We start from the raw sequence: 25,350 nt of genomic DNA on the forward strand, positions 1-25,350 counted from the left end.
CTTGCAAAGGCTACTAAGTTGTGATACGATTTAGTAGCCTTTATTGAGGTGAGTTATATGGATGTGAATGTGAAGAATTTGTTACAATTATTCGTTGGATATTTACAAATTGAAAGAAATTATTCAAAATATACAATTGCAAGTTATCAAAATGATTTAGAACATTTTGTGCAATTTATGGAGCGAGAAGGCATATCCTCTTTTTTAGATGTTACATACGCGGATGTTCGTTTATACTTGACGACGTTGCACGATCAGAAGTTAGCCCGTAAATCTGTCGCAAGGAAAGTATCAAGCTTACGAAGTTTATATCGTTTTTTGATGCGTGAAGGTTATCAAAAAGATAATCCGTTTGCACTTGCGTCACTTCCCAAGAAAGAATTGTCAATCCCAAAGTTTTTATATGCTGAAGAGTTAGAAGAATTGTTTGAAGTTTCTGATACAGGGGCGCCATTAGGTCAAAGGAATCAAGCTTTATTAGAGTTGATGTATGCAACTGGGATTCGTGTAAGCGAATGCGTTAATTTGCAACTTACCGACATTGACTTTGCAGTGGGAACAATTTTAGTGATGGGAAAAGGGAAAAAACAAAGATATATTCCGTTCGGAAGCTATGCACAAGATGCTTTAATTACTTATATAGAGAACGGGAGAAAACAGTTAGCTCAAAAGACTGAAGAACAATCTCATATGGTATTTTTAAATGCGAAAGGTAAGCCGTTAACAGATCAGGGTGTACGTTATGTTTTGAACGAACTCATTAAGAAAGCTTCACTTACAATGCGAATAAGTCCCCATATGTTAAGGCATACATTTGCTACACATATGTTGGATGAAGGAGCGGATTTACGTACTGTGCAGGAGTTATTAGGTCATGAGAATTTGTCAACGACACAAATTTATACGCATGTCTCTAAAGAAAGATTGCGTTCTGTGTACATGAAGCATCACCCGCGGGCATAAATTGCTTTTAAGGCTATAAAAACATATAAAGGAGTTTTTTCTATGGGAAATTTCCACGCTACAACGATATTTGCAGTTCATCATAATGGAGAATGTGCAATGGCTGGAGATGGTCAGGTAACGATGGGGAATGCTGTTGTAATGAAACATACAGCTCGCAAAGTTCGCAAACTTTTCCAAGGGAAAGTTTTAGCTGGTTTTGCAGGATCAGTTGCTGATGCATTTACTCTTTTTGAAATGTTTGAAGGGAAGTTAGAAGAGTATAATGGCAACTTGCAGCGCGCTGCAGTTGAGATGGCGAAACAATGGCGTGGTGATAAAATGCTACGTCAGCTAGAAGCAATGCTCATTGTCATGGATAAAACAACGATGCTCCTTGTTTCAGGTACAGGAGAAGTGATTGAACCAGATGATGGTATTTTAGCAATTGGTTCAGGCGGACATTATGCACTTGCTGCTGGTCGTGCTTTAAAGCAACATGCAAGTGAACATTTAACAGCGAAACAAATTGCGAAGGCCAGTTTAGAAATTGCAGGCGATATTTGTGTTTATACGAACCATAACATAATTGTTGAAGAATTGTAGAATCGTAAGGGAGGCATTTTATATGCATTTACATTTTACTCCGCGTCAAATTGTGGAAAAATTAGATCAATACATCATCGGTCAAAAAGATGCAAAGAAAGCGGTTGCTGTAGCTCTACGAAATCGATACCGTCGCAGTAAATTAGTTGAAAATTTACGTGATGAAATTGCACCTAAAAATATTTTAATGATTGGACCGACAGGTGTTGGTAAAACAGAGGTAGCACGGCGAATGGCGAAACTCGTTGGAGCACCTTTTATTAAGGTTGAAGCGACGAAATTTACAGAAGTTGGATATGTGGGTCGAGATGTAGAGTCGATGGTCCGCGATCTTGTTGAAACATCTGTTCGCATTGTGAAAGAGGAAATGGTAGTTAAAGTTCAAGATAAAGCAGAAGAGCAAGCGAATCAACGTCTTGTTGAAATTTTAGTGCCGAGTCCGGAGAAACAATCTGGATTTAAAAATCCATTAGAAATGCTTTTTGGTGGTAATCAAAATTCAAACCAAACATCTGATGTAGAGGAAGATGATGAAATCGAAAAGAAACGTCAAGATGTGGAAAGAAAGCTTGCGGCAGGCCTTCTTGAAGATGAAGTGATATCGATCGAAGTGACGGAACAACAGTCTTCTATGTTTGATATGTTGCAAGGAACTGGCATGGAGCAAATGGGAATGAATTTCCAAGATGCACTAGGAAGTATCATGCCGAAAAAAACGAAAAAACGTAAACTTTCTGTAAAAGAAGCAAGAAAACTCTTGACAAATGAAGAGGCACAGCGCTTAATTGATATGGATGAAGTTACACAAGAGGCTGTTTATCGTGCTGAACAGCTCGGGATTATTTTTATCGATGAAATTGACAAAATTGCTGGTAAGCAGTCGAATAGCGTAGATGTATCGCGTGAAGGTGTGCAACGTGACATTTTACCGATTGTAGAAGGATCGAATGTAGCAACAAAATACGGATCAGTAAAAACGGATTATATTTTATTTGTTGCAGCTGGAGCGTTCCATATGTCTAAACCGTCGGATTTAATTCCGGAATTGCAAGGGAGATTTCCGATTCGAGTAGAATTAACAAAGTTATCGGCGGATGATTTTGTTAAAATATTAATCGAACCTGACAATGCGCTAATTAAACAGTACATGGCGTTATTAGCGACTGAAGGTATAGAAATTGAATTTTCAGACGAAGCTATTCGTAAGATTGCTGAGATTGCTTATCAAGTTAATCAAGATACAGATAATATTGGAGCGAGAAGACTTCATACTGTTATGGAGAAGCTCCTTGAAGATTTATCGTTTGAGGCATCTGAAATTACGTTAGAGAAAATAACGATAACACCTCAATATGTTGAGGAAAAATTAGCGACAATAGCTAAAAATAAAGATGTGAGCCAGTTTATTTTGTAATAGTGTCATCAGGTGACTCGCCCTAGTTTCCAAGTGATGAAAAAATATGTAAGTAACATGTAGGAGGAAATTTTGAAATGGAATTATTAGCAAAAACGAGAAAATTAAATGCGTTATTACAGAGCGCAGCAGGAAAGCCTGTAAACTTTAGAGAGATGTCTGACACAATGTGTGAAGTAATTGAAGCGAACGTGTTCGTTGTAAGTCGTCGCGGTAAATTATTAGGATATGCGATTCACCAACAAATCGAGAACGAACGTATGAAGCACATGCTTGCAGAGCGTCAATTCCCAGAAGAGTATACGCAAAGCTTATTCAATGTTACAGAAACATCTTCAAATTTAGGTGTGGATAGTGACTACACAGCATTCCCAGTAGAAAATAGAGAATTATTCGGTCAAGGTTTAACTACAATCGTACCAATCGTTGGTGGCGGTGAGCGTCTAGGTACACTAGTATTAGCTCGTCTTGGTCAAGAGTTCTTAGACGATGATTTAATTCTTGCTGAATACAGCTCAACTGTTGTAGGTATGGAAATCTTACGTGAAAAAGCAGAAGAAATCGAAGAAGAAGCACGTAGTAAAGCTGTTGTTCAAATGGCGATTAGCTCATTATCTTACAGTGAGTTAGAAGCAATCGAGCATATCTTCGAAGAATTAAACGGAACAGAAGGTTTACTTGTTGCAAGTAAAATTGCTGATCGTGTAGGGATTACTCGTTCTGTAATCGTAAATGCACTACGTAAATTAGAAAGTGCTGGTGTTATTGAGTCTCGCTCTTTAGGTATGAAAGGAACATACATTAAAGTGCTAAACGACAAGTTTCTACAGGAACTTGCTAAATTGAAAACAAACTAATTTATAAAAAAACTCTCCTCGGTTGAGGAGAGTTTTTTGTTTTTTTAAGAGAATGATTTTGCTTACGTAAGGCGTCATGACAACGTTCATTAGAAAACTATTAATTAACCTTCAATTCCTTGCTTAAAGGAATTGAAGGTTGGTAATACTAGAATTTGAGCGTGAAAAAAAGAAAGTTTTACATTGTTCGCATTTTCGACTTGATTGTAATATTTCAGTATGATATAGTAAGCAGTGGTGTCAGTACAAAGTACACACGTTTACTGATTTAAGTGTTGGTGCTACGTTCGTAGTTTCGCTTAGAGGTGAAGTAAACGGAGGATATCAAAAACCATTTAGGAGGAACTAAATTATGTCAGTAATTTCTATGAAACAATTGCTTGAAGCTGGTGTTCATTTCGGACATCAAACTCGTCGTTGGAACCCAAAAATGAAGCGTTACATCTTCACAGAGCGTAACGGTATCTACATCATCGACTTACAAAAAACTGTGAAAAAAGTTGAGGAAGCTTACAGAACGATGCGTGACATCGCTGCTGAAGGTGGAGACATTTTATTCGTAGGTACTAAAAAACAAGCACAAGAAGCTATTAAAGAAGAAGCAACTCGTGCTGGTATGTATTTCGTTAACCAACGTTGGTTAGGTGGAACTTTAACAAACTTCCAAACAATCCAAAAGCGTATCAAGCGTCTTAAAGATATCGAAAGAATGCAAGAAGATGGTACTTTCGAAGTACTTCCTAAGAAAGAAGTTGTTCAACTTAAAAAAGAGTTAGAGCGTCTTGAGAAATTCTTAGGCGGTATTAAAGATATGAAAGGTCTTCCAAGTGCATTATTCATAGTAGACCCTCGTAAAGAGCGTATTGCAGTTGCTGAAGCACGCAAATTACACATTCCAATCATCGGTATCGTTGATACAAACTGTGATCCGGACGAAATCGATCACGTTATTCCAGCAAACGATGATGCAATTCGTGCTGTAAAACTTCTTACATCTAAAATGGCAGACGCGATCCTTGAAACAAAACAAGGTGAAGAAACTGTTACTGCGTAACAAATTTGGAAAGGTGATAAGGGGTTCGGCCTTTTATCACCTTTTTTAAGGTATAAACACCTTTACAAAAGGTATAAATACATATTTTAGGAGGATGAAAAATATGGCAATCACTGCACAAATGGTAAAAGAACTTCGCGAAAAAACTGGCGCAGGTATGATGGACTGCAAAAAAGCTTTAACTGAAACTAATGGCGACATGGAGAAAGCAATTGACTTCTTACGTGAAAAAGGTATTGCGAAAGCTGCTAAAAAAGCAGACCGCATCGCTGCTGAAGGTTTAACTTTCATCGAAACAAACGGTAACGAAGGTTTAATCTTAGAATTAAACTCTGAGACTGATTTCGTTGCGAAAAACGAAGGTTTCCAAGCGTTAATTAAAGAATTAGCTGCTCACTTATTAGCTAACAAACCTGCTAACGTTGAAGAAGCTATGGCTCAAACAATCGAAGGCGGCAAAACAGTAGAAGAGCACATCAACGAAGCAATCGCTAAAATTGGTGAAAAACTTACACTTCGTCGTTTCGAAATCGTATCAAAAACTGATGCTGATGCATTCGGCGCTTACCTACACATGGGTGGACGTATTGGTGTATTAACAGTTCTTGAAGGTTCTACTGATGAAGCAGCTGCTAAAGATGTAGCAATGCACATCGCAGCAGTTAACCCTAAATACATCGACCGCGATGCTGTAACAGCTGAAGAAGTTGAGCATGAGCGTCAAGTATTAACACAACAAGCTTTAAACGAAGGCAAGCCTGAAAAAATCGTTGCGAAAATGGTAGAAGGCCGTCTTGGCAAATTCTTTGAAGAGATTTGCTTACTTGACCAAACATTCGTTAAGAACCCTGATATGAAAGTTCGTCAATTCGTTGAGTCTAAAGGCGGAACATTAAAAGGATTCGTTCGCTACGCTGTTGGTGAAGGTATCGAAAAACGCGAAGACAACTTTGCTGAAGAAGTAATGAACCAAGTAAAAGGTAACAACTAATACAGATTAGGGAACACATTGTGTTCCCTTTTTTAAAATAAAGATGTAAGCAATTGGAGGTTCATTATGAGTAAACCGAAATATGATCGTGTCGTTTTAAAGCTAAGCGGAGAAGCTTTAGCTGGCGAGCAAGGATTTGGAATTAACCCAGCTGTTATTAAGTCAGTTGCGGAACAAGTGAAAGAAATTGCAGAACTTGATGTAGAGGTTGCTGTTGTTGTTGGTGGCGGTAACATTTGGCGTGGGAAAATTGGAAGCGAAATGGGCATGGATCGTGCAGGAGCAGATTACATGGGCATGTTAGCAACAGTTATGAATTCATTAGCTCTTCAAGATAGCTTAGAGAATATTGGAATTCAAACTCGCGTACAAACTTCAATTGAGATGCGTCAAGTGGCAGAGCCTTACATTCGTCGTAAAGCAATTCGTCACTTAGAGAAAAAACGTGTTGTTATCTTTGCTGCAGGTACTGGTAACCCATACTTCTCTACAGATACAACAGCAGCATTACGTGCAGCTGAAATCGAAGCGGACGTTATTTTAATGGCGAAAAATAATGTGGATGGCGTATATAGTGCAGATCCATCTATTGACCCAACAGCTACGAAATACGAAACACTTACTTACTTAGATGTATTAAAAGCAGGTTTAGGTGTAATGGATTCTACAGCTTCTTCTTTATGTATGGATAATGATATTCCATTAATTGTATTCTCGGTTATGGAAAAAGGTAACATTAAACGTGCCGTTTTAGGCGAAAATATTGGAACAGTTGTAAGGGGGAAATAAATTATGGGACAACAAGTATTGAAGTCTTCAAATGAAAAAATGGAAAAAGCAGTTGCTGCTTATTCTCGTGAATTAGCAACAGTTCGCGCTGGTCGTGCAAGCTCGTCTGTATTAGATAAGGTACAAGTTGATTACTATGGTGCACCAACACCAGTTGTGCAATTAGCGAACATTACAGTTCCAGAAGCACGTTTGCTTGTAATTCAACCTTATGATAAAACTTCTATCGGTGATATTGAAAAAGCAATTTTAAAAGCAGATTTAGGCTTAAACCCTTCTAATGATGGAACTGTAATTCGTATTGCATTCCCTGCATTAACAGAAGAGCGTCGTCGTGATCTTGTAAAAGTTGTGAAAAAATATGCTGAGGAAGCAAAAGTTGCTGTTCGTAACGTACGTCGTGACAGTAATGATGACCTTAAGAAGCTTGAAAAAGCTGGCGACATTACAGAAGATGATTTAAGAGGATATACTGAAGATATCCAAAAAGAAACAGATAAATATATTGCAAAAGTTGACGAAATCGCAAAAAATAAAGAAAAAGAAATTATGGAAGTGTAATAGCGATAATTTCGCAAATATGACCCTCTTCTTAAGGGGGTCTTTTTACACTTTTAGGCATACGTCTGCTTGTTGGAGGGTATGAATGATGTTTAAAAAGTTTCCTTTTTTTAAAAGTAAAAAGGTCACATCGTTTGATCATCTCATTGAAAAAGTGAAAAAAGGATATATCCCAGAACATATTGCTATTATTATGGATGGTAATGGAAGATGGGCAAAGAGAAGAGCCATGCCTCGCATTGCTGGTCATCATGAAGGTATGCAAGTTGTGAAGAAAATCACAAAATTTGCAAGTAAGCTTGATGTGAAAGTATTAACTCTTTATGCTTTTTCGACTGAGAACTGGAAAAGACCGAAAAAAGAAGTTGATTATTTGATGAAGCTTCCAGAAGAATTTTTAGGTGCATTTTTACCAGAGTTGATTGAAGAAAATGTACAAGTCCGAGTAATAGGGCAAAAAGATCGTCTTCCTACGCATACGCGCAGAGCGATGGAAAAAGCCATGGAAGATACGAAAGAGAATACGGGATTAATTCTTAATTTCGCGTTAAACTATGGGAGTCGAGATGAAATCGTTTCTGCTGTGCAACATATGATGAAAGATAGTGAGGAAGGAAAAATTCGTTCGGAAGAAATAAGTGAAAAAATGATTTCTTCTTACTTAATGACGAGTTCTTTACCTGATCCAGAGCTGTTAATCCGTACAAGCGGAGAGCTACGTATTAGTAATTTCATGTTATGGCAAATTGCTTATTCGGAATTTTGGTTTACAGATGTGTATTGGCCAGATTTTACCGAGGAACATTTGCTAAATGCGATTACAGACTTTCAACATAGAGGGCGCAGATTCGGAGGCGTGTAGAAAGAGAGGGTTTGGTAGTGAAACAGAGAATTATTACTGGAGTGATTGCTGCCGCGCTATTCATTCCCATCGTAATTTACGGTGGCGTGCCTTTTACAGTTTTAGTGTATGCACTTGCTTCTATAGGTTTATATGAATTAATTCGTATGAACAAGCTTACGCTTATTTCGGTACCAACAGTTTTAGCTGCAGTATTATTGTGGACTATTTTAATTCCGAGTAGTGCATCAGAACTGTTTACGTGGATTGGATTAGGTAAATTAGAAATCACATTTGTGATTGTTTTATTACTTTTATCATATACAGTCCTTTCTAAGAATACATTTACTTTTGACAATGCTTCATTTTTACTTATGGCAACGACATATGTTGGAATGGGATTCTTATATTTAAATGAAACGAGAATATTAGGAATCAAATATGTGTTCTGTGCACTATTTATCATATGGGCAACTGATTCAGGTGCCTATTTCATAGGAAAAGCATTTGGAAAAAGAAAATTGTGGCCAGAAATTAGTCCGAATAAAACGATTGAAGGTTCATTAGGCGGTATTGTTTGTGGAATTGTTGTTGCACTTGTTTATAACATGTTCTTCCCAGTTGAAGCGAATGTAGGAATTTTAATCGTTCTGACGATTATCATTTCTATTTTTGGACAAATTGGTGATTTAGTGCAATCTGCCTTTAAACGCCATTATGGTGTAAAGGATTCCGGTACAATCTTACCTGGACATGGTGGTATTTTAGATCGAACAGATAGTTGGTTATTTGTGTTACCAATTCTATACTTCTTATTACAATACAATTAATAAATGAACGAGGGGTTGGAGTCATGAAAAACATTAGTTTACTAGGTGCAAGCGGATCAATCGGTACACAAACATTAGATGTGTTACGCTCGCACCCAGACCAATTCCGTCTCGTTGCTTTTTCTGTAGGGAAAAATGTTGATTATGCAGTAAAGGTAATTCAAGAATTTTCTCCGCAAATTGTCTCTGTGCAAAGAGAGGAAGATGTTTTAAAATTACAAGCTGTTTCTGGTAATACAAAAGTAGTATATGGTAGCGAAGGCTTATTAGAAGTAGCGCTGCACCCAGATACAGAAATTGTAGTGAATGCTGTTGTAGGTAGCGTAGGGTTGTTACCGACACTCCGCGCAATTGAGGCGAAAAAAACAATTGGAATTGCAAATAAAGAAACGTTAGTAACTGCAGGGCATCTTGTAATGGAAGCAGCACGAAAACATAATGTATCGTTACTTCCAGTAGACAGTGAACATTCAGCTATTTTTCAATGCTTGAATGGTGAAAATGAAAAAAGAATCTCTCGCTTAATTATAACTGCTTCAGGCGGAAGTTTTCGTGATAAAACGAGAGATGAATTGCATCAAGTGACCGTAGAAGATGCACTTCGTCATCCAAACTGGTCAATGGGTTCGAAAATTACAATTGATTCTGCTACAATGATGAATAAGGGGCTAGAAGTAATTGAAGCACACTGGCTTTTTGGTATCCCTTATGAGCAAATCGATGTTGTTCTACATAAAGAAAGTATTATTCATTCTATGGTTGAATTTGAAGATCGTAGTGTAATGGCACAGCTTGGCTCACCTGATATGCGAGTACCGATTCAATACGCGCTTACATATCCTGATAGATTACCTCTTTCGGACACGAAACAGTTAAATTTATGGGAAATGGGAACATTGCATTTTGAGAAAATGAATCAAGAGCGTTTCCGTTGTCTACGTTTTGCGTATGAAGCTGGAAAGACAGGTGGAAGTATGCCGGCTGTAATGAACGCGGCAAATGAAGTAGCTGTTGAAGCTTTTTTACAAAAGAGAATTGGTTTCTTAACAGTGGAAGACCTCATTGAAAAAGCAATGCACCATCACACTGTCATTGCACGTCCGAGCTTAGAGGAAATTCAGGAAATTGACGCAGCCACAAGACGGTTTGTGATGGAACAAATTTAGCAAAGGTGGTTATGGAATTGAATACAGCGATTGCCTTTATATTAATTTTCGGTGCACTCGTATTTTTCCATGAGCTAGGGCATCTATATTTCGCAAAAAGAGCAGGTATTTTGTGCCGCGAGTTTGCGATTGGTTTTGGTCCGAAAATATTCTCATTTGAAAAGAATGAAACGGTGTATACGATTCGATTACTGCCCCTTGGTGGCTATGTAAGAATGGCTGGCGAGGATGCGGACACAGTTGAGTTAAAACCTGGAAAAAAGGTTGGGCTTGTATTAAATGAAAAAGAAGAAGTTGTGAAATTAGTTTTTGACGGACATGAAAAATATCCAAATGTTCGTGTCATTGAAGTCGAACAAGCTGATTTAGAGCATAATCTTACAATTTCGGGTTATGAAGAGTACGAGGAAGAGCTGCAAACATTCCGAGTGAATGAAAAAGCTCGTATCATTTCTGCGGGAGAAGAAATTCAAATCGCTCCGTACAATAGACAATTTGGCTCTAAAAAATTGGGCCAACGCGCTCTAACAATCTTTGCAGGTCCTGCAATGAACTTTATTCTAGCATTTGTTATTTTTGTGATTCTTGGATTTATACAAGGAGTTCCTGTTGATAAACCGATGGTCGGAAAAGTAATGGGGAATAGTGCTGCAGAACAAGCTGGATTAAAAGAAAACGATACAATTCAAGCAATCAATGGGAAGAACACTAGTACATGGAAAGATGTTGTAACGATTGTACGTGAAAACCCAAATAAAGAAATTACGTTACATGTAAAGCGTGATAGTGAGCAATTTAATGTGAAAGTAACACCAACGCTTGATAAAGAAGGAAAAGACGAAGTTGGTAGAATTGGTGTTTATTCTCCTGTAGAGAAAACAGTGATGGGTTCTATTAAATCAGGATTTGAACAAACATACGAATGGACGAAACTAATTTTTGATTCTCTTGTGAAATTAGTAACGGGTCAATTTTCTATTAATGAGTTGTCAGGTCCAGTAGGAATTTATAATCTAACAGATCAAGTTGTAGATTATGGATTTACGCGTGTACTAAGTTTAGCGGCAGTTTTAAGTATTAACCTTGGTTTATTTAATTTATTACCAGTCCCAGCTTTAGACGGTGGACGTTTGTTCTTCTTCTTAATTGAAGCGTTACGAGGAAAACCAATTGATCGTCAAAAAGAAGGAATGGTTCACTTTATTGGGTTTGCATTATTAATGTTGCTTATGTTAGTTGTAACATGGAATGACATCCGTAAGTTTTTCTTGTAAAATAAGAAGAAGTTTATAATGAAATAGAGCTCGTAGAATAAAATCCCTCACCTAACTCGAGGTGAGGGATTTTATTGCGTGTAAGAGTAAAATGAAGAGGTGCGAATAAATGAAACAAAGTATGGTATTCAGTCCTACATTACGTGAAGTTCCAGCAGATGCTGAAATTAAGAGTCATCAATTATTACTTCGCGCAGGGTTTATGCGTCAAAATGCTTCTGGTATTTATAGTTTTCTACCATTTGGTTTAAAAGTGTTACACAAAGTAGAACGTATTGTTCGTGAAGAAATGGAGCGCGCAGGGGCAGTAGAACTATTAATGCCAGCTATGCAAGCTTCTGAATTATGGCAAGAATCAGGCCGTTGGTATTCTTACGGATCAGAATTAATGCGTATGAAAGATCGTAATGCACGCGAGTTTGCGCTAGGGGCAACTCATGAGGAAGTAATTACAGATCTTGTACGTGATGAAATTAAATCATACAAAAAACTACCATTAACATTATATCAAATTCAAACAAAATTCCGTGATGAGCAAAGACCACGTTTCGGTTTATTACGCGGAAGAGAATTTTTAATGAAAGATGCGTATTCTTTCCATGCAACACAAGAAAGTTTGGATGAAGTATATAGCAGTTTATACAAAGCGTATTCTAATATCTTTGCTCGTTGTGGTTTGAATTTCCGTGCAGTTATCGCTGATTCTGGAGCAATGGGCGGAAAAGATACACACGAATTTATGGTGTTATCTGATGTAGGTGAAGATACAATTGCGTATTCTAATACATCTGATTATGCGGCAAATATTGAAATGGCTCCTGTTGTTGCTACGTATACGAAGAGTGATGAAGCCGAAAAAGTACTTGAAAAAGTAGCAACTCCAGATCAAAAAGCTATTGAAGAAGTATCTACATTCTTAAATATTGCAGCGGAAAAATGCATTAAATCTATGGTGTTTAAAGTAGATGAGAAATTAGTAGTAGTACTTGTTCGTGGCGATCATGAAGTCAACGATGTAAAAGTGAAGAATGTATACGGCGCTTCAGTCGTTGAGCTTGCTTCACATGAAGACATAAAAGAGTTATTAAACTGTGAAGTGGGTTCTTTAGGACCGATTGGTGTTACAGGGGATATCGAAATTATCGCTGACCATGCTGTAGCATCAATTGTCAATGGATGTTCAGGGGCGAACGAAGAAGGATTCCATTATGTAAATGTAAATCCAGAACGTGATTTTAAAGTAAGTCAATATACAGATTTACGCTTCATCCAAGAAGGAGACCAATCTCCAGATGGAAATGGAACAATTCTTTTCGCACGTGGAATTGAAGTAGGTCATGTATTCAAATTAGGAACTCGTTATAGTGAAGCAATGAACGCAACGTTCCTAGATGAAAACGGAAAAACAAAACCACTTATTATGGGTTGTTACGGTATCGGTGTATCTCGTACAGTGGCAGCAATTGCAGAGCAGTTTAATGATGAGAATGGTTTAGTTTGGCCAAAAGCTGTTGCACCGTTCCATGTGCATGTAATTCCAGTAAATATGAAATCTGATGCACAACGTGAAATGGGTGGAAATATCTACAACTCATTACAAGAGCAAGGATACGAAGTATTACTAGATGATCGTGCAGAACGTGCAGGTGTTAAATTTGCAGATGCAGATTTATTCGGTCTTCCAGTTCGTGTTACAGTTGGTAAAAAAGCAGATGAAGGTATTGTAGAAGTGAAAGTACGTGCTACAGGCGAGTCTGAAGAAGTGAAAGTAGAAGAACTTCAAACATATATTGCTAATATTTTAAAATAAGAAGAGGTACCTCGTAATGAGGTACCTTCTCTTTCTTTGTAAACGTATTTTGTAAAAGAAGAAGGAAGAAATCTTTCTTTGTAGTACGTTTCAATTTATAATAGCAAATGGAAGGAGAGTGCTTATGTCATTAACAAATGAACAACAAGAGCGATTTCAAATTTTGCTCCAACAGTTGCAAATACCAGAAGACCTTATAAATCAATATTTACATGGCGGTGGAATTGAAAAGCTAGTTATTGATAAAGTGAATAAAAGTTGGCATTTTGACTTACAAGTGCCACGTATTTTGCCGACAGAATTATATGAGTTGCTAGAAACAAAGCTTAAGCAATCATTTTCTCATATTGCAAGAACAACATTTGCATTAGAAGCAGAGAATAAACAATTTACAGAAGAAGAAGTGAAGGCATATTGGCCGCTTTGTACAGAACGAATTACATTTTCACCTATGTTCGCGTACTTAAAGAAGCAACTTCCGCAGGTTAATGGCGTGAAGTTGCTATTAAATGTGAATAATGAGCTGGAATCTACTACTTTAAAGAAAAACGTTGCGAAACCAGTAGGTGATCAATACGAAGCTTTTGGATTCCCGCGTTTTCAGTTAGACACACATATAAAGCAAAATGCAGAAGAAATGCAAAAGTTTCGTGAGCAAACACAGGAAGAAGATCGTCAACGAGTTATACAGGCTATGGAAGAGATGGCTAAAAGGCAAGCTGAAGAAAGTGATGTTGTTCATGAAGGACCAGTTGTACTTGGTTATCTTATTAAGCCAGATGAAGAGATTACGCCGCTGCGTGAAATTCAAGATGAAGAAAGAAGAAAAACCGTTCAAGGGTATGTTTTCCATGTAGAGACGAAAGAACTTCGTAGTGGACGTACATTATTAACTTTAAAGATAACTGACTATACGGACTCTATTATGATTAAGATGTTCTCACGTGATAAAGAAGATATCCCGATGTTACAATCCTTGAAAAAAGGAACTTGGGTAAAAGCGCGTGGTTCAGTTCAAAATGATACATTCGTGCGTGATTTAGTTATGATCGCAAATGATATAAATGAAATAACGGGACCTTCTCGTAAAGATAAAGCAAAAGAAGGGGAAAAAAGAGTAGAACTTCATCTTCATACTCCAATGAGTCAAATGGATGCTGTTACTTCTGTTTCTAAGCTCGTTGCCCAAGCCGGAAAATGGGGGCATGAGGCTATTGCAGTTACAGACCATGCTGTTGCACAGTCGTTCCCAGAAGCATATTCTGCTGGTAAAAAGGCTGGAGTTAAAGTTCTATATGGTGTAGAAGCAAATTTAGTTAATGATGGTGTGCCGATAGCATATAACGAAGCGCATCGTCTACTTGCAGAAGAAACATATGTTGTCTTTGACGTTGAGACAACAGGGTTATCTGCTGTATATGATACAGTCATTGAGTTAGCTGCTGTAAAGGTAAAAGGTGGAGAAATTATTGATCGCTTTGAATCTTTCGCAAATCCTCATCAACCATTATCGGCGACGATTATTGAATTAACAGGTATTACAGATGATATGTTAACTGATGCACCAGAAGTGGACGAAGTGTTTAAAAAGTTTGAGGAATGGATGGGTGACCATACACTTGTTGCTCATAACGCAAGCTTCGATATGGGCTTTATTAACGTAGGTTTTAAAAAGGCTGGGATAGAAAAAACGAAAAATCCAGTTCTTGATACGTTAGAACTTGCACGGTTCTTATTCCCGGAAATGAAAAATCATCGATTAAATACGATGTGTAAAAAGCTTGATATTGAATTAACGCAACATCACCGTGCGATTTATGATACAGAAGCAACGGGATATTTACTTGTGAAGATGTTAAAAGATGTAATTGAAAAGGGACTTGAATATCACGATCAACTAAACGATAGTATGGGACAAGGGGATGCATATAAACGTGGGCGTCCAAGTCATATGACATTACTTGCCACATCAGATGTTGGGTTGAAAAATTTATATAAACTTGTTTCATATTCTCACTTGAATTACTTTTATCGTGTACCACGTGTACCACGATCACTATTAAAAAAATATCGTGAAGGCATTATAGTAGGAACAGCTTGTGACAAAGGTGAAGTGTTTGAAGCTATGATGCAAAAAGCGCCTGAAGAAGTAGAAGAAATTGCGCAGTTCTACGATTATATTGAGGTCATGCCTCCAGAAGTGTTACGTCATTTAGTAGAACGTGAACTCGTTCGAGATGAAGGACAGTTAAAAACAATAATTTCTAACCTAGTAAAACTAGGTGAGACGTTAGATAAGCCAGTTGTTGCTACTGGGAATGTGCATTATTTAGATCCAGAGGACGCGATATATCGAAAAATTTTAGTCAGTTCGCAGGGCGGAGCTAATCCGTTAAATCGCCATTCATTACCGCCTGTACATTTCCGTACAACAAATGAAATGCTAGATTGTTTTTCATTCTTAGGTGAAGACAAAGCAAAAGAAATTGTTGTGACAAATACACACAAAATCGCATCATTAATTGGTGATGTTCATCCAGTAAAAGATGATTTATACACACCGAAAATTGAAGGTGCTGATGATGAAACACGTGATATGAGCTATATAATGGCAAGAAGTATCTATGGAGATGAACTACCGGAAATTGTAGAAGCTCGTTTGGAAAAAGAATTGAAAAGTATTATTGGACATGGATTCGCCGTTATTTATTTAATTTCACATAAGCTTGTGAAAAAATCGTTAGTGGACGGTTATCTAGTAGGTTCGCGTGGATCGGTAGGTTCATCATTTGTTGCAACGATGATGGAAATTACAGAAGTAAACCCATTACCACCGCACTATGTATGTCCAAAGTGTAAACAATCAGAGTTCTTTAATGACGGTTCTGTAGGTTCTGGTTTTGATTTACCAGATAAAGAATGCCCAACATGTAATGTTCCATATGTGAAAGATGGGCATGACATTCCTTTCGAAACGTTCCTTGGATTTAAAGGGGATAAGGTACCGGATATCGATTTGAATTTCTCCGGAGAATACCAACCACGCGCCCATAACTATACGAAATTACTGTTCGGTGAAGATTATGTATACCGCGCAGGAACAATTGGTACGGTTGCGGAAAAAACCGCTTATGGGTATGTGAAAGGTTATGCTAATGATCATAACTTAACAATTCGAAATGCAGAGATTGATCGCTTAGTTGCGGGATGTACAGGTGTAAAGCGTACGACCGGACAGCATCCAGGTGGTATTATCGTTGTACCAGATTACATGGATATTTTTGACTTTTCACCAATTCAGTTTCCGGCTGATTCAATAGGTGCTGAGTGGAGAACAACGCACTTTGACTTCCACTCAATTCATGATAATTTATTGAAACTTGATATATTAGGACACGATGATCCGACTGTTATTCGTATGCTTCAAGATTTAAGTGGTATTGACCCGAAAACAATCCCAACGGATGATCCAGAAGTAATGAAAATTTTCTCTGGTCCAGAATCTTTAGGGGTAACGGAAGAACAAATTAACTGTAAAACAGGTACACTTGGTATACCAGAGTTTGGTACGAAATTCGTAAGACAAATGTTAGAAGAAACGAAACCAACGACGTTTTCAGAGCTTGTCCAAATTTCTGGACTATCCCATGGTACAGATGTATGGTTAGGTAATGCGAATGAATTAATTTATAACGGTACGTGTACACTGAGTGAAGTTATCGGTTGTCGTGATGACATCATGGTATATTTAATTTATCAAGGCTTGGATCCATCATTAGCCTTCAAAATCATGGAGTCGGTACGTAAAGGTAAAGGTGTACCAGAAGAATGGGAAGAGGAAATGAGAAATAACAATGTACCAGGTTGGTATATTGATTCATGTAAGAAGATTAAGTACATGTTCCCTAAAGCCCATGCGGCTGCTTACGTACTTATGGCTGTACGTATTGCATACTTTAAAGTACATTTCGCACTTTTATTCTATGCGGCATATTTTACAGTTCGTGCAGATGACTTTGATGTAGAGGCGATGGCGAAAGGTTCAGCATCCATACGTGTAAAAATTGATGAAATTGCACAAAAAGGATTGGATGCAGCACCGAAAGAGAAGAGTTTATTAACGGTACTGGAAATGACACTTGAAATGTGTGAGCGTGGTTATTCATTCCAAAAGGTTGATTTATACCGCTCGCATGCAACCGAATTTATAATTGATGGGGATACTTTAATTCCTCCATTTAATGCAGTTCCTGGTCTTGGTACAAACGCAGCTTTCAGTATTGTTGAAGCTCGTAAAAATGGTGATTTCTTATCAAAAGAAGACTTACAGCAGCGCAGTAAGGTTTCTAAAACGATTATTGAGTATTTAGATGGTCAAGGTTGTCTAGGAGATTTACCGGATCAAAACCAATTGTCACTGTTCTAATAGGTAGGAAAAATCTTTGCAAATCAACATTTGCTATGGTATACTATAAACCGAGATAACCATGTCATGTATATTTTGTGAAAAAGAGAGTGGGGAAACCCACTCTTTCGTGTTACTATCTACATTTTGCTTATGTAGATAGTAATGATATTTCTGTCGTATATACATATTTTGTTACAAGTTTTACTTCTTAAATTTGGTAATACTAAGACAGATATTCCCTGCTTAACGGCAGGGGCTTTTGTTAGCTAACGAGAAAGAATAAGATAGACCGTCTTTATGAACGGGATCTTTTCTTGTAAATGGTACATGGCGGCAGGAAGGAGGCTGTTTATGGATAAGAAAGTCACAGAAATTGTAGAAGCATTTGCGCAGCCAATCGTTGAAGAGTTAAATCTTGAACTTGTAGATGTAGAGTATGTGCAAGAAGGACAAGACTGGTTCTTACGCGTATTCATTGATTCTGAAAAGGGAGTCGAAATTGAAGAATGCGGTGCGGTAAGTGAACGTTTAAGCGAAGCTTTAGATAAAGAGGATCCAATTCCTCATCTTTACTTTTTGGATGTATCATCTCCTGGAGCGGAACGCCCATTAAAGAAAGAGAAAGACTTCCAGCAAGCGGTAGGAAAACAAGTGGCAATTAAAACATATAAGCCGATTGATGGTGAGAAGATGTTTGAAGGAAAGCTACTTTCCTACGACGGTACTACAATTACACTACTATTAACAATTAAAACACGTAAAAAAGAAATCCAAATTCCAATGGATAAAGTTGCAAATGCGCGACTTGCTGTTACGTTTTAGTAAGAAGGGGGATCTTCATGAGCACTGAGTTGTTAGATGCTTTGCTCGTATTAGAGTCAGAAAAAGGTATTAGCAAAGATATTATTATTGATGCGATTGAAGCAGCATTAATCTCTGCTTATAAACGCAATTTTAACCAAGCACAAAACGTTCGTGTGAGCTTTAACCCAGAAGTGGGAACAATTCAAGTTTTAGCACGTAAGGACGTTGTGGATAATGTATTTGATCCACGTCTTGAAATCTCTGTAGAAGAGGCAAGACAAATTAATCCAAACTACCAAGATGGCGATGTACTAGAAATTGAAGTAACGCCAAAAGATTTTGGTCGTATTGCAGCGCAAACTGCAAAACAAGTTGTAACACAGCGAGTTCGTGAGGCGGAACGTGGTGTTATTTATTCAGAATTTAGTGATCGTGAAGAAGACATTATGGTTGGTATTGTACAGCGCCAAGATGCTCGTTTCATCTATGTAAGCTTAGGTAAAGTAGAAGCTTTATTACCTGTAAGTGAGCAAATGCCAAATGAGCAATATAAACCACATGATCGTATTCGCGTATTTATTACAAAAGTAGAAAAGACAACAAAAGGACCACAAATTTACGTATCACGTACACATCCTGGTCTTTTAAAACGTTTATTCGAAATGGAAGTTCCAGAAATTTATGATGGAACTGTAGAAATTCGCTCTGTAGCACGTGAAGCAGGCGACCGTTCTAAAATTTCTGTATATGCAGAGAATATCGATGTTGATCCAGTAGGTTCTTGTGTAGGACCGAAAGGACAACGTGTACAACGCGTTGTAGATGAACTAAAAGGTGAAAAGATTGACATCGTTCGCTGGTCGAATGACCCAGTTGAATATGTTGCAAATGCTTTAAGTCCATCACAGGTTGTTAAAGTACTTGTAGATGAAGCAGAGAAAGCAACAACTGTTGTTGTTCCAGACCACCAGCTTTCATTAGCGATTGGTAAGCGTGGACAAAATGCGCGTCTTGCAGCTAAATTAACAGGCTGGAAAATTGATATTAAAAGTGAGTCTGATGCGAAACAACTTGGTATTGTGACAGAAGAAGATAACGTAATCGCATTCGGATTCGATTCAGTTGAAGACGAAATCGAATAGAGGTGATGAGTATGAGCAATCGAAAAGTTCCGTTACGAAAATGTATTGCGACGCAAGAGATGAAATCAAAACGAGAGCTAGTTCGCATTGTTCGTTCCAAAGAGGGCGAAGTGTCTATTGATTTATCAGGAAAAAAATCAGGACGAGGTGCATATTTATCAAAAGATAAAGAAAGCATTATTCAAGCCCAAAAGAAAAATATTTTGGAACATCATCTAAAAGCGAAAATCGACAGTTCTCTGTACGAAGAGCTTCTTGAGCTTGTTGAGAAGGAGTCGAAATAAGTGTCTGATTGGAAATCATTTTTAGGACTAGCAAACCGCGCTCGAAAAATTATTTCGGGTGAAGAACTCGTTTTAAAAGAAGTACGAAGTGGCAAAGCAAAGCTAGTATTGCTTTCTGAAGATGCGTCAGCGAACACTACAAAACGCATCATTGATAAAACCACGTACTACAACATACCAATGAGAAAAGTAGAAAATCGACAACAATTAGGGCATGCGATTGGGAGAGACGAGCGAGTCGTTGTAGCTGTTTTAGATGAAGGCTTTGCGAAAAAGCTACGTAGCATGCTCGATACAAATTACCGGGGGTGAAGGTATGAGTAAAATTCGAGTACATGAATATGCAAAAAAAAATAATATCTCAAGTAAAGATCTTATGACAAAACTAAAAGAGATGAATATCGAGGTTTCGAATCATATGACAATGTTAGAAGATGAAGTAGTAAACAAATTAGATAATCAATATAACACTGGAGCGGAAAAACCTTCTGTTGCAGATGAGTTTGAAGTAGAAGAGAAAGTTGTTCGCAGTAAAAAGAACAGCAATAAGAAGAAGAAAAAAGGCAAAGAAAATGAAGACAAACGTCAAGATAACTTTGCTGGAAGACAACAAACGCAAATAGTAGAAACACCAGATAAAATCACTTTCTCTGGAAGCCTTACAGTAGGTGACCTTGCTAAAAAGTTAAGCAAAGAGCCATCTGAAATTATTAAAAAGCTCTTCATGCTAGGAATTATGGCAACAATTAACCAAGACTTAGATAAAGATACAATTGAGTTAATTGCAACTGATTACGGTATTGAAGTAGAAGAAGAAGTAGTTGTAAGTGAAACTGAATTTGAAACATTCATCGATGAGCAAGATGATGAAGAAAACTTAAAAGAACGTCCAGCTGTTGTTACAATTATGGGACACGTTGACCATGGTAAAACAACATTGCTTGACTCTATCCGTAATTCAAAAGTAACTGCTGGCGAAGCTGGTGGAATTACTCAGCATATCGGTGCATACCAAGTTGATGTAAATGATAAGAAAATTACGTTCTTAGATACACCAGGTCACGCGGCATTTACAACAATGCGTGCTCGTGGTGCACAAGTAACAGATATTACAATTCTTGTTGTTGCAGCTGATGACGGTGTTATGCCGCAAACAGTTGAAGCGATTAGCCATGCGAAAGCAGCTGGAGTACCAATTATTGTTGCTGTGAATAAAATGGATAAACCAGCGGCAAATCCTGATCGTGTAATGCAAGAATTAACAGAATATGAATTAGTTCCAGAAGCTTGGGGCGGAGACACGATTTTCGTACCAATTTCTGCAATTCAAGGCGAGGGAATTGACAACTTACTAGAAATGATCCTTCTTGTGAGTGAAGTAGAAGAATATAAAGCAAATCCAAATCGCTATGCAGCTGGTACTGTAATTGAAGCACAGCTTGATAAAGGTAAAGGAACTATCGCGACATTACTTGTTCAAAATGGTACACTTCGAGTTGGAGATCCAATTGTTGTTGGAACATCATTCGGTCGTGTTCGTGCAATGGTAAGTGATATTGGTCGTCGTGTAAAAGTTGCTGGTCCATCAACTCCTGTTGAAATTACAGGTTTAAATGAAGTGCCACAAGCGGGAGATCGTTTCATGGCATTCGCTGATGAGAAGAAAGCTCGTCAAATCGGTGAATCACGTGCACAAGAAGCGTTAGTTGCACAACGTGGTGAGAAATCTAAATTCAGCCTGGAAGATTTATTCCAACAAATCCAAGAGGGCGATGTAAAAGAAATTAACTTAATCGTGAAAGCAGACGTACAAGGTTCTGTAGAAGCAATGGCAGCATCACTTCGTAAAATTGATGTTGAAGGCGTAAAAGTGAAAATTATCCATACAGGCGTAGGTGCGATTACAGAATCTGATATTATTTTAGCTTCTGCATCTAATGCAATTGTAATTGGATTTAACGTACGCCCTGATGTGAATGCGAAGCGTACAGCTGAATTAGAGAAAGTTGATGTTCGTTTACACCGTATTATCTATAAAGTAATCGAAGAAATTGAATCAGCAATGCAAGGTATGCTGGATCCAGAATTCGAAGAAAAAGTAATCGGTCAAGCGGAAGTTCGTCAAACATTCAAAGTAACAAAAGTTGGAACAATCGCAGGTTGTTACGTAATAGACGGTAAAATTACACGTGATAGTGGCGTTCGTATTATCCGTGATGGCGTAGTAGTCTTTGAAGGAAAACTTGATACGTTAAAACGTTTCAAAGATGACGTAAAAGAAGTTGCACAAAACTATGAGTGTGGTATTACAATTGAGAGATATAATGATCTTAAAGAAGGGGACATCATTGAAGCATACGTTATGGAAGAAGTGAAGCGATGATTATCGCTTCACTCTCATTCGAGTGTATGATTTACGATGTGCATTCTTTAAAAGAGAAACGAGCAATTTTGCAACGTGTGTTAACTCGTGTGAAACAGCGCTATAATGTAGCTGTTTCTGAAGTTGGGCATCAAGATGTATGGCAACGTACAGAAATTGCAATTGTTTCCGTATCCTCAAATCGTGTTGTCTGTGAAAAAGAAATGAATCGTGTACTTGAGTATATCGATTCATTTCCTGAAATTGAACGTACGATAACACATTTGGAATGGTATTGAATGAGGTGAAGAGTTATGAAATTACGTGCGAACCGTGTGGGCGAGCAAATGAAAAAAGAATTAGGCGACATTATCAGTCGTAAAATTAAAGACCCACGTATTGGATTTGTTACAGTAACAGATGTACAAGTAAGTGGAGATTTACAAATTGCTAAAGTATATATTTCTGTTTTAGGTGACGAAGAACAGAAAGAAAATACATTAAAAGGTTTAGCGAAGGCAAAAGGCTTTATTCGTTCAGAAATTGGCCAACGTATTCGTCTTCGTAAAACACCGGAAATTTCCTTCGAGTTTGATGAGTCTATCGGATATGGTCATCGAATTGATACACTTTTACATCAAATTAATAAAGACGGTAAACGTGAAGAATAATGGATAGACATTTGTCTATCCATTTTTTCAATGTAAAATAAGTTTTGCATAATTGCAATTACTACAAAAGAATAACGATGAGGTGAATATATGGAAGGTGTAGTATTATTACATAAGCCAAAGGGAATGACATCACATGATTGTGTGTTCAAATTAAGAAAGATATTGCGTGAGAAACGAATTGGTCATACAGGGACACTGGATCCAGATGTAACAGGAGTATTACCTATTTGCGTTGGGCGTGCAACAAAAATCGCGCAATTTTTGACAAGTGAAACAAAAACATACGAAGGTGAAGTGACATTAGGATTTTCAACAACAACAGAAGATGCTTCTGGTGAGGTTGTGGAGAAACAAGATGTAAATCGTGTCATTACACGTAAAGAAGTAGAAGAGGTACTAGCGGAACTAACAGGGACAATTGAACAAATGCCACCGATGTTCTCAGCTGTAAAAGTTAACGGAAAAAAACTATACGAATATGCAAGGGCAGGACAAGAAGTTGAACGTCCAGTTCGTACAATTACAATTCATGAATTTGTATTACTTGATGAACGTGAAGTTTTTGAAGGAGAAAACATTTCATTTCGTTTCCGTGTAACGTGTAGTAAAGGAACATATGTAAGAACACTAGCAGTAATGATTGGTGAAAAACTTGGATTTCCATCACATATGTCTCACCTTGTAAGAACAGCATCAGGTGAATTTTTACTAGAAGATTGCATATCATTTGAAGAAATTGAAGAAAACGTGCAAAATGGAACAGTAGAGTCTAGTTTCATCTCAATTGATGAGGCGCTAAGTAAGTTTCCAAAAATGGTTGTAGATGAAAAGCAAGCTGAAAAAATTAAGAACGGTATGTTCTTAAAGAATGAATTAGGAACAACAGCACCATTTATTACAGTATTTGATAAAAATGATCGTTGCTTAGCAATTTATGAGCATCACCCAAAACACCCTGGCATGCTAAAGCCAATGAAAGTACTTGTGAATAATCAAGAACTAAAGCTATAATGAATTATTGGAAGGATTATTACAGAAAAAGGTGAATTCAAGCGTGAAACTTATTCATTTAACTCATCCACATGAACAAAATAAAATAGAATTACCACCTACTGTAATGGCATTAGGATATTTTGATGGCATTCATTTAGGACATCAACGTGTGATTCGAACAGCGAAAAAAATAGCGGATGAAAGAGGATGTAAAAGTGCTGTCATGACGTTCCATCCACACCCATCTGTTGTATTAGGGAAAAAAGAAGCGCATGTGGAGTATATTACACCGATGCGTCTTAAAGAAGAAATCATCGCAAGTTTAGGAATTGATATCTTATATGTGGTGAAATTCGATGAGCCATTTGCTGGATTATTGCCACAACAGTTTGTCGATGAGTATATTATCGGTTTAAATGTAAAGCATGTAGTAGCAGGCTTTGATTATTCATATGGACGTTTAGGAAAAGGGAAGATGGAGACTTTACCATTTCATGCAAGAGGGGAGTTTACACAAACCGTGATCGAAAAAGTTGAATATCAAGAAGAAAAAGTAAGTTCTACTTCATTACGAAAGTTAATTCGAAACGGTGAAATGGAACAAATTCCATCTATTTTAGGGAGAGCTTACACGGTAGAAGGAACAGTTGTACACGGTGATAAGCGTGGACGTCAAATTGGTTTTCCGACTGCAAATGTAGGTTTAAGTGATGAATATCTGTTGCCATCTGTAGGTGTATATGCGGTAAGGTTGAAGGTTCATGATGAATGGCATGATGGTGTATGTAATATCGGATATAAACCAACTTTCAAAGAGAATGAGCGTCAATTATCTATTGAAGTACATCTATTTGAATTTAATAAAGACATATACGATCAAAGTGTTACAGTGGAGTGGCACATGCGTATAAGAGAAGAAAAAAAGTTTAATGGAATTGATGAGTTAGTTGCGCAAATCGCTCAAGATAAAAAGGTTGCCCAAGAATATTTTGCGAGCGTAAAGAATATACTTGCTTTTTCAAATGAAAAGTAGTATTCTATGTTATGTACTTTATGACAACCATTACTTGGCATTGCGACTCACCGATGCTTGCTAGGTAACTGGGGGTTTAATTATTAGGAGGTGAAATAGGATGGCTTTAACACAAGAGCGTAAAAATGAAATCATTGCACAATTTAGAACTCATGAGACTGATACTGGTTCTCCAGAGGTTCAAATTGCTGTCCTAACGGAGCAAATTAACACTCTAAACGAGCACTTACGTACTCACAAGAAGGATCATCATTCACGTCGTGGTCTATTAAAGATGGTTGGTAAACGTCGTAACTTACTTACTTACCTTCGTAATAGCGATATCACACGTTACCGTGAATTAATCACAAAGCTTGGCTTACGTCGATAGTCAAAGAAGCGGGAATATTCCCGCTTTTTTGTTAGGTAAAAATATATCTTCTACTCTTTATAGCTTACTTAATTTTCGGCAATACTAGAGGAAAGAATATTGTGATATACTATCCATTTACATAGAAGAATTGAATATTTTAAAT

General features: G+C 37.5%; 24 protein-coding genes. All 24 read left to right on the plus strand.

Annotated elements, in window-relative coordinates; genetic code table 11:
- Positions 1-63 precede the first annotated feature (63 nt).
- Positions 64-963: a tyrosine recombinase XerC gene (gene xerC / locus ACFWDE_RS10475; RefSeq protein ID WP_078172994.1), complete on the plus strand. Its 900-nt coding sequence runs from the start codon at positions 64-66 to the stop codon at positions 961-963.
- Between the two features lie 42 nt (positions 964-1,005).
- Entirely contained in the window at positions 1,006-1,548 is a 543-nt protein-coding gene (gene hslV, locus ACFWDE_RS10480; RefSeq protein WP_002014538.1) for an ATP-dependent protease proteolytic subunit HslV, read from the plus strand.
- A gap of 22 nt (positions 1,549-1,570) precedes the next feature.
- The gene (gene hslU, locus ACFWDE_RS10485; RefSeq protein ID WP_002111373.1) at positions 1,571-2,962 is read left to right on the plus strand and encodes an ATP-dependent protease ATPase subunit HslU; all 1,392 of its coding nucleotides are present in this window, start codon (positions 1,571-1,573) and stop codon (positions 2,960-2,962) included.
- Between the two features lie 77 nt (positions 2,963-3,039).
- Positions 3,040-3,819 carry a GTP-sensing pleiotropic transcriptional regulator CodY gene (gene codY, locus ACFWDE_RS10490; protein WP_002014541.1) on the plus strand — a complete coding sequence of 260 codons (780 nt, stop codon included), beginning with the start codon at positions 3,040-3,042 and terminating at the stop codon, positions 3,817-3,819.
- 352 nt (positions 3,820-4,171) lie between these two features.
- Positions 4,172-4,873 carry a 30S ribosomal protein S2 gene (gene rpsB, locus ACFWDE_RS10495; RefSeq protein ID WP_002088178.1) on the plus strand — a complete coding sequence of 234 codons (702 nt, stop codon included), beginning with the start codon at positions 4,172-4,174 and terminating at the stop codon, positions 4,871-4,873.
- Positions 4,874-4,976: 103 nt separating this feature from the next.
- Positions 4,977-5,864: a translation elongation factor Ts gene (gene tsf, locus ACFWDE_RS10500; protein ID WP_002088177.1), complete on the plus strand. Its 888-nt coding sequence runs from the start codon at positions 4,977-4,979 to the stop codon at positions 5,862-5,864.
- A gap of 66 nt (positions 5,865-5,930) precedes the next feature.
- A complete protein-coding gene (pyrH, locus tag ACFWDE_RS10505) occupies positions 5,931-6,653 on the plus strand; it encodes a UMP kinase (RefSeq protein WP_002146098.1) in 723 nt (240 codons plus the stop codon).
- A gap of 3 nt (positions 6,654-6,656) precedes the next feature.
- The gene (frr, locus tag ACFWDE_RS10510; RefSeq protein ID WP_000531506.1) at positions 6,657-7,214 is read left to right on the plus strand and encodes a ribosome recycling factor; all 558 of its coding nucleotides are present in this window, start codon (positions 6,657-6,659) and stop codon (positions 7,212-7,214) included.
- Between the two features lie 85 nt (positions 7,215-7,299).
- Entirely contained in the window at positions 7,300-8,076 is a 777-nt protein-coding gene (locus ACFWDE_RS10515) for an undecaprenyl pyrophosphate synthase (RefSeq protein ID WP_377892082.1), read from the plus strand.
- A 17-nt stretch (positions 8,077-8,093) separates the two neighbouring features.
- Positions 8,094-8,885 (plus strand): phosphatidate cytidylyltransferase, encoded by a 792-nt coding sequence (cdsA, locus tag ACFWDE_RS10520; protein ID WP_377892084.1) that lies wholly within the window; start codon positions 8,094-8,096, stop codon positions 8,883-8,885.
- 23 nt (positions 8,886-8,908) lie between these two features.
- Entirely contained in the window at positions 8,909-10,051 is a 1,143-nt protein-coding gene (gene dxr, locus ACFWDE_RS10525; protein WP_002014547.1) for a 1-deoxy-D-xylulose-5-phosphate reductoisomerase, read from the plus strand.
- Between the two features lie 17 nt (positions 10,052-10,068).
- A complete protein-coding gene (rseP, locus tag ACFWDE_RS10530) occupies positions 10,069-11,325 on the plus strand; it encodes an RIP metalloprotease RseP (protein ID WP_002146100.1) in 1,257 nt (418 codons plus the stop codon).
- A gap of 109 nt (positions 11,326-11,434) precedes the next feature.
- Positions 11,435-13,135: a proline--tRNA ligase gene (locus ACFWDE_RS10535; protein ID WP_377892089.1), complete on the plus strand. Its 1,701-nt coding sequence runs from the start codon at positions 11,435-11,437 to the stop codon at positions 13,133-13,135.
- A gap of 124 nt (positions 13,136-13,259) precedes the next feature.
- A complete protein-coding gene (locus ACFWDE_RS10540; RefSeq protein ID WP_377892092.1) occupies positions 13,260-17,561 on the plus strand; it encodes a PolC-type DNA polymerase III in 4,302 nt (1,433 codons plus the stop codon).
- A gap of 333 nt (positions 17,562-17,894) precedes the next feature.
- Positions 17,895-18,365 (plus strand): ribosome maturation factor RimP, encoded by a 471-nt coding sequence (gene rimP, locus ACFWDE_RS10545; RefSeq protein WP_002146103.1) that lies wholly within the window; start codon positions 17,895-17,897, stop codon positions 18,363-18,365.
- A gap of 17 nt (positions 18,366-18,382) precedes the next feature.
- A complete protein-coding gene (gene nusA, locus ACFWDE_RS10550; RefSeq protein WP_377892094.1) occupies positions 18,383-19,489 on the plus strand; it encodes a transcription termination factor NusA in 1,107 nt (368 codons plus the stop codon).
- An 11-nt stretch (positions 19,490-19,500) separates the two neighbouring features.
- Positions 19,501-19,773 (plus strand): RNase P modulator RnpM, encoded by a 273-nt coding sequence (rnpM, locus tag ACFWDE_RS10555; RefSeq protein WP_002088161.1) that lies wholly within the window; start codon positions 19,501-19,503, stop codon positions 19,771-19,773.
- Positions 19,774-20,085, plus strand: a complete 312-nt coding sequence (locus tag ACFWDE_RS10560; protein ID WP_001286519.1) for a YlxQ family RNA-binding protein — start codon at positions 19,774-19,776, stop codon at positions 20,083-20,085.
- A gap of 4 nt (positions 20,086-20,089) precedes the next feature.
- Complete coding sequence (gene infB / locus ACFWDE_RS10565) at positions 20,090-22,156, plus strand: translation initiation factor IF-2 (protein WP_002088159.1); 2,067 nt, start codon at positions 20,090-20,092, stop codon at positions 22,154-22,156.
- Positions 22,153-22,434 carry a DUF503 domain-containing protein gene (locus ACFWDE_RS10570; protein ID WP_002088157.1) on the plus strand — a complete coding sequence of 94 codons (282 nt, stop codon included), beginning with the start codon at positions 22,153-22,155 and terminating at the stop codon, positions 22,432-22,434. Before infB ends, ACFWDE_RS10570 begins: the two co-directional genes overlap by 4 nt.
- A gap of 15 nt (positions 22,435-22,449) precedes the next feature.
- A complete protein-coding gene (gene rbfA / locus ACFWDE_RS10575; protein ID WP_002146104.1) occupies positions 22,450-22,806 on the plus strand; it encodes a 30S ribosome-binding factor RbfA in 357 nt (118 codons plus the stop codon).
- A gap of 90 nt (positions 22,807-22,896) precedes the next feature.
- Complete coding sequence (truB, locus tag ACFWDE_RS10580) at positions 22,897-23,820, plus strand: tRNA pseudouridine(55) synthase TruB (protein ID WP_002146105.1); 924 nt, start codon at positions 22,897-22,899, stop codon at positions 23,818-23,820.
- A gap of 43 nt (positions 23,821-23,863) precedes the next feature.
- Positions 23,864-24,835 carry a bifunctional riboflavin kinase/FAD synthetase gene (gene ribF / locus ACFWDE_RS10585; RefSeq protein ID WP_002146106.1) on the plus strand — a complete coding sequence of 324 codons (972 nt, stop codon included), beginning with the start codon at positions 23,864-23,866 and terminating at the stop codon, positions 24,833-24,835.
- A gap of 100 nt (positions 24,836-24,935) precedes the next feature.
- A complete protein-coding gene (rpsO, locus tag ACFWDE_RS10590) occupies positions 24,936-25,205 on the plus strand; it encodes a 30S ribosomal protein S15 (protein ID WP_001229392.1) in 270 nt (89 codons plus the stop codon).
- Positions 25,206-25,350: the final 145 nt, after the last annotated feature.

The sequence above is a fragment of the Bacillus sp. NPDC060175 genome, assembly GCF_042728695.1.
Lineage (GTDB): Bacteria > Bacillota > Bacilli > Bacillales > Bacillaceae_G > Bacillus_A.

What these genes read in the sequence shown, in the direction of transcription:
- infB (WP_002088159.1), top strand. Translation starts at nt 20,090, where the DNA reads ATGAGTAAAATTCGAGTACATGAATATGCAAAAAAAAATAATATCTCA.
- rpsB (WP_002088178.1), top strand. Translation starts at nt 4,172, where the DNA reads ATGTCAGTAATTTCTATGAAACAATTGCTTGAAGCTGGTGTTCATTTC.
- rimP (WP_002146103.1), top strand. Translation starts at nt 17,895, where the DNA reads ATGGATAAGAAAGTCACAGAAATTGTAGAAGCATTTGCGCAGCCAATC.
- codY (WP_002014541.1), top strand. Translation starts at nt 3,040, where the DNA reads ATGGAATTATTAGCAAAAACGAGAAAATTAAATGCGTTATTACAGAGC.
- pyrH (WP_002146098.1), top strand. Translation starts at nt 5,931, where the DNA reads ATGAGTAAACCGAAATATGATCGTGTCGTTTTAAAGCTAAGCGGAGAA.
- hslV (WP_002014538.1), top strand. Translation starts at nt 1,006, where the DNA reads ATGGGAAATTTCCACGCTACAACGATATTTGCAGTTCATCATAATGGA.
- dxr (WP_002014547.1), top strand. Translation starts at nt 8,909, where the DNA reads ATGAAAAACATTAGTTTACTAGGTGCAAGCGGATCAATCGGTACACAA.
- ACFWDE_RS10570 (WP_002088157.1), top strand. Translation starts at nt 22,153, where the DNA reads ATGATTATCGCTTCACTCTCATTCGAGTGTATGATTTACGATGTGCAT.
- rnpM (WP_002088161.1), top strand. Translation starts at nt 19,501, where the DNA reads ATGAGCAATCGAAAAGTTCCGTTACGAAAATGTATTGCGACGCAAGAG.
- frr (WP_000531506.1), top strand. Translation starts at nt 6,657, where the DNA reads ATGGGACAACAAGTATTGAAGTCTTCAAATGAAAAAATGGAAAAAGCA.
- nusA (WP_377892094.1), top strand. Translation starts at nt 18,383, where the DNA reads ATGAGCACTGAGTTGTTAGATGCTTTGCTCGTATTAGAGTCAGAAAAA.
- tsf (WP_002088177.1), top strand. Translation starts at nt 4,977, where the DNA reads ATGGCAATCACTGCACAAATGGTAAAAGAACTTCGCGAAAAAACTGGC.
- rpsO (WP_001229392.1), top strand. Translation starts at nt 24,936, where the DNA reads ATGGCTTTAACACAAGAGCGTAAAAATGAAATCATTGCACAATTTAGA.
- ACFWDE_RS10515 (WP_377892082.1), top strand. Translation starts at nt 7,300, where the DNA reads ATGATGTTTAAAAAGTTTCCTTTTTTTAAAAGTAAAAAGGTCACATCG.
- truB (WP_002146105.1), top strand. Translation starts at nt 22,897, where the DNA reads ATGGAAGGTGTAGTATTATTACATAAGCCAAAGGGAATGACATCACAT.
- rbfA (WP_002146104.1), top strand. Translation starts at nt 22,450, where the DNA reads ATGAAATTACGTGCGAACCGTGTGGGCGAGCAAATGAAAAAAGAATTA.
- ACFWDE_RS10540 (WP_377892092.1), top strand. Translation starts at nt 13,260, where the DNA reads ATGTCATTAACAAATGAACAACAAGAGCGATTTCAAATTTTGCTCCAA.
- ACFWDE_RS10535 (WP_377892089.1), top strand. Translation starts at nt 11,435, where the DNA reads ATGAAACAAAGTATGGTATTCAGTCCTACATTACGTGAAGTTCCAGCA.
- hslU (WP_002111373.1), top strand. Translation starts at nt 1,571, where the DNA reads ATGCATTTACATTTTACTCCGCGTCAAATTGTGGAAAAATTAGATCAA.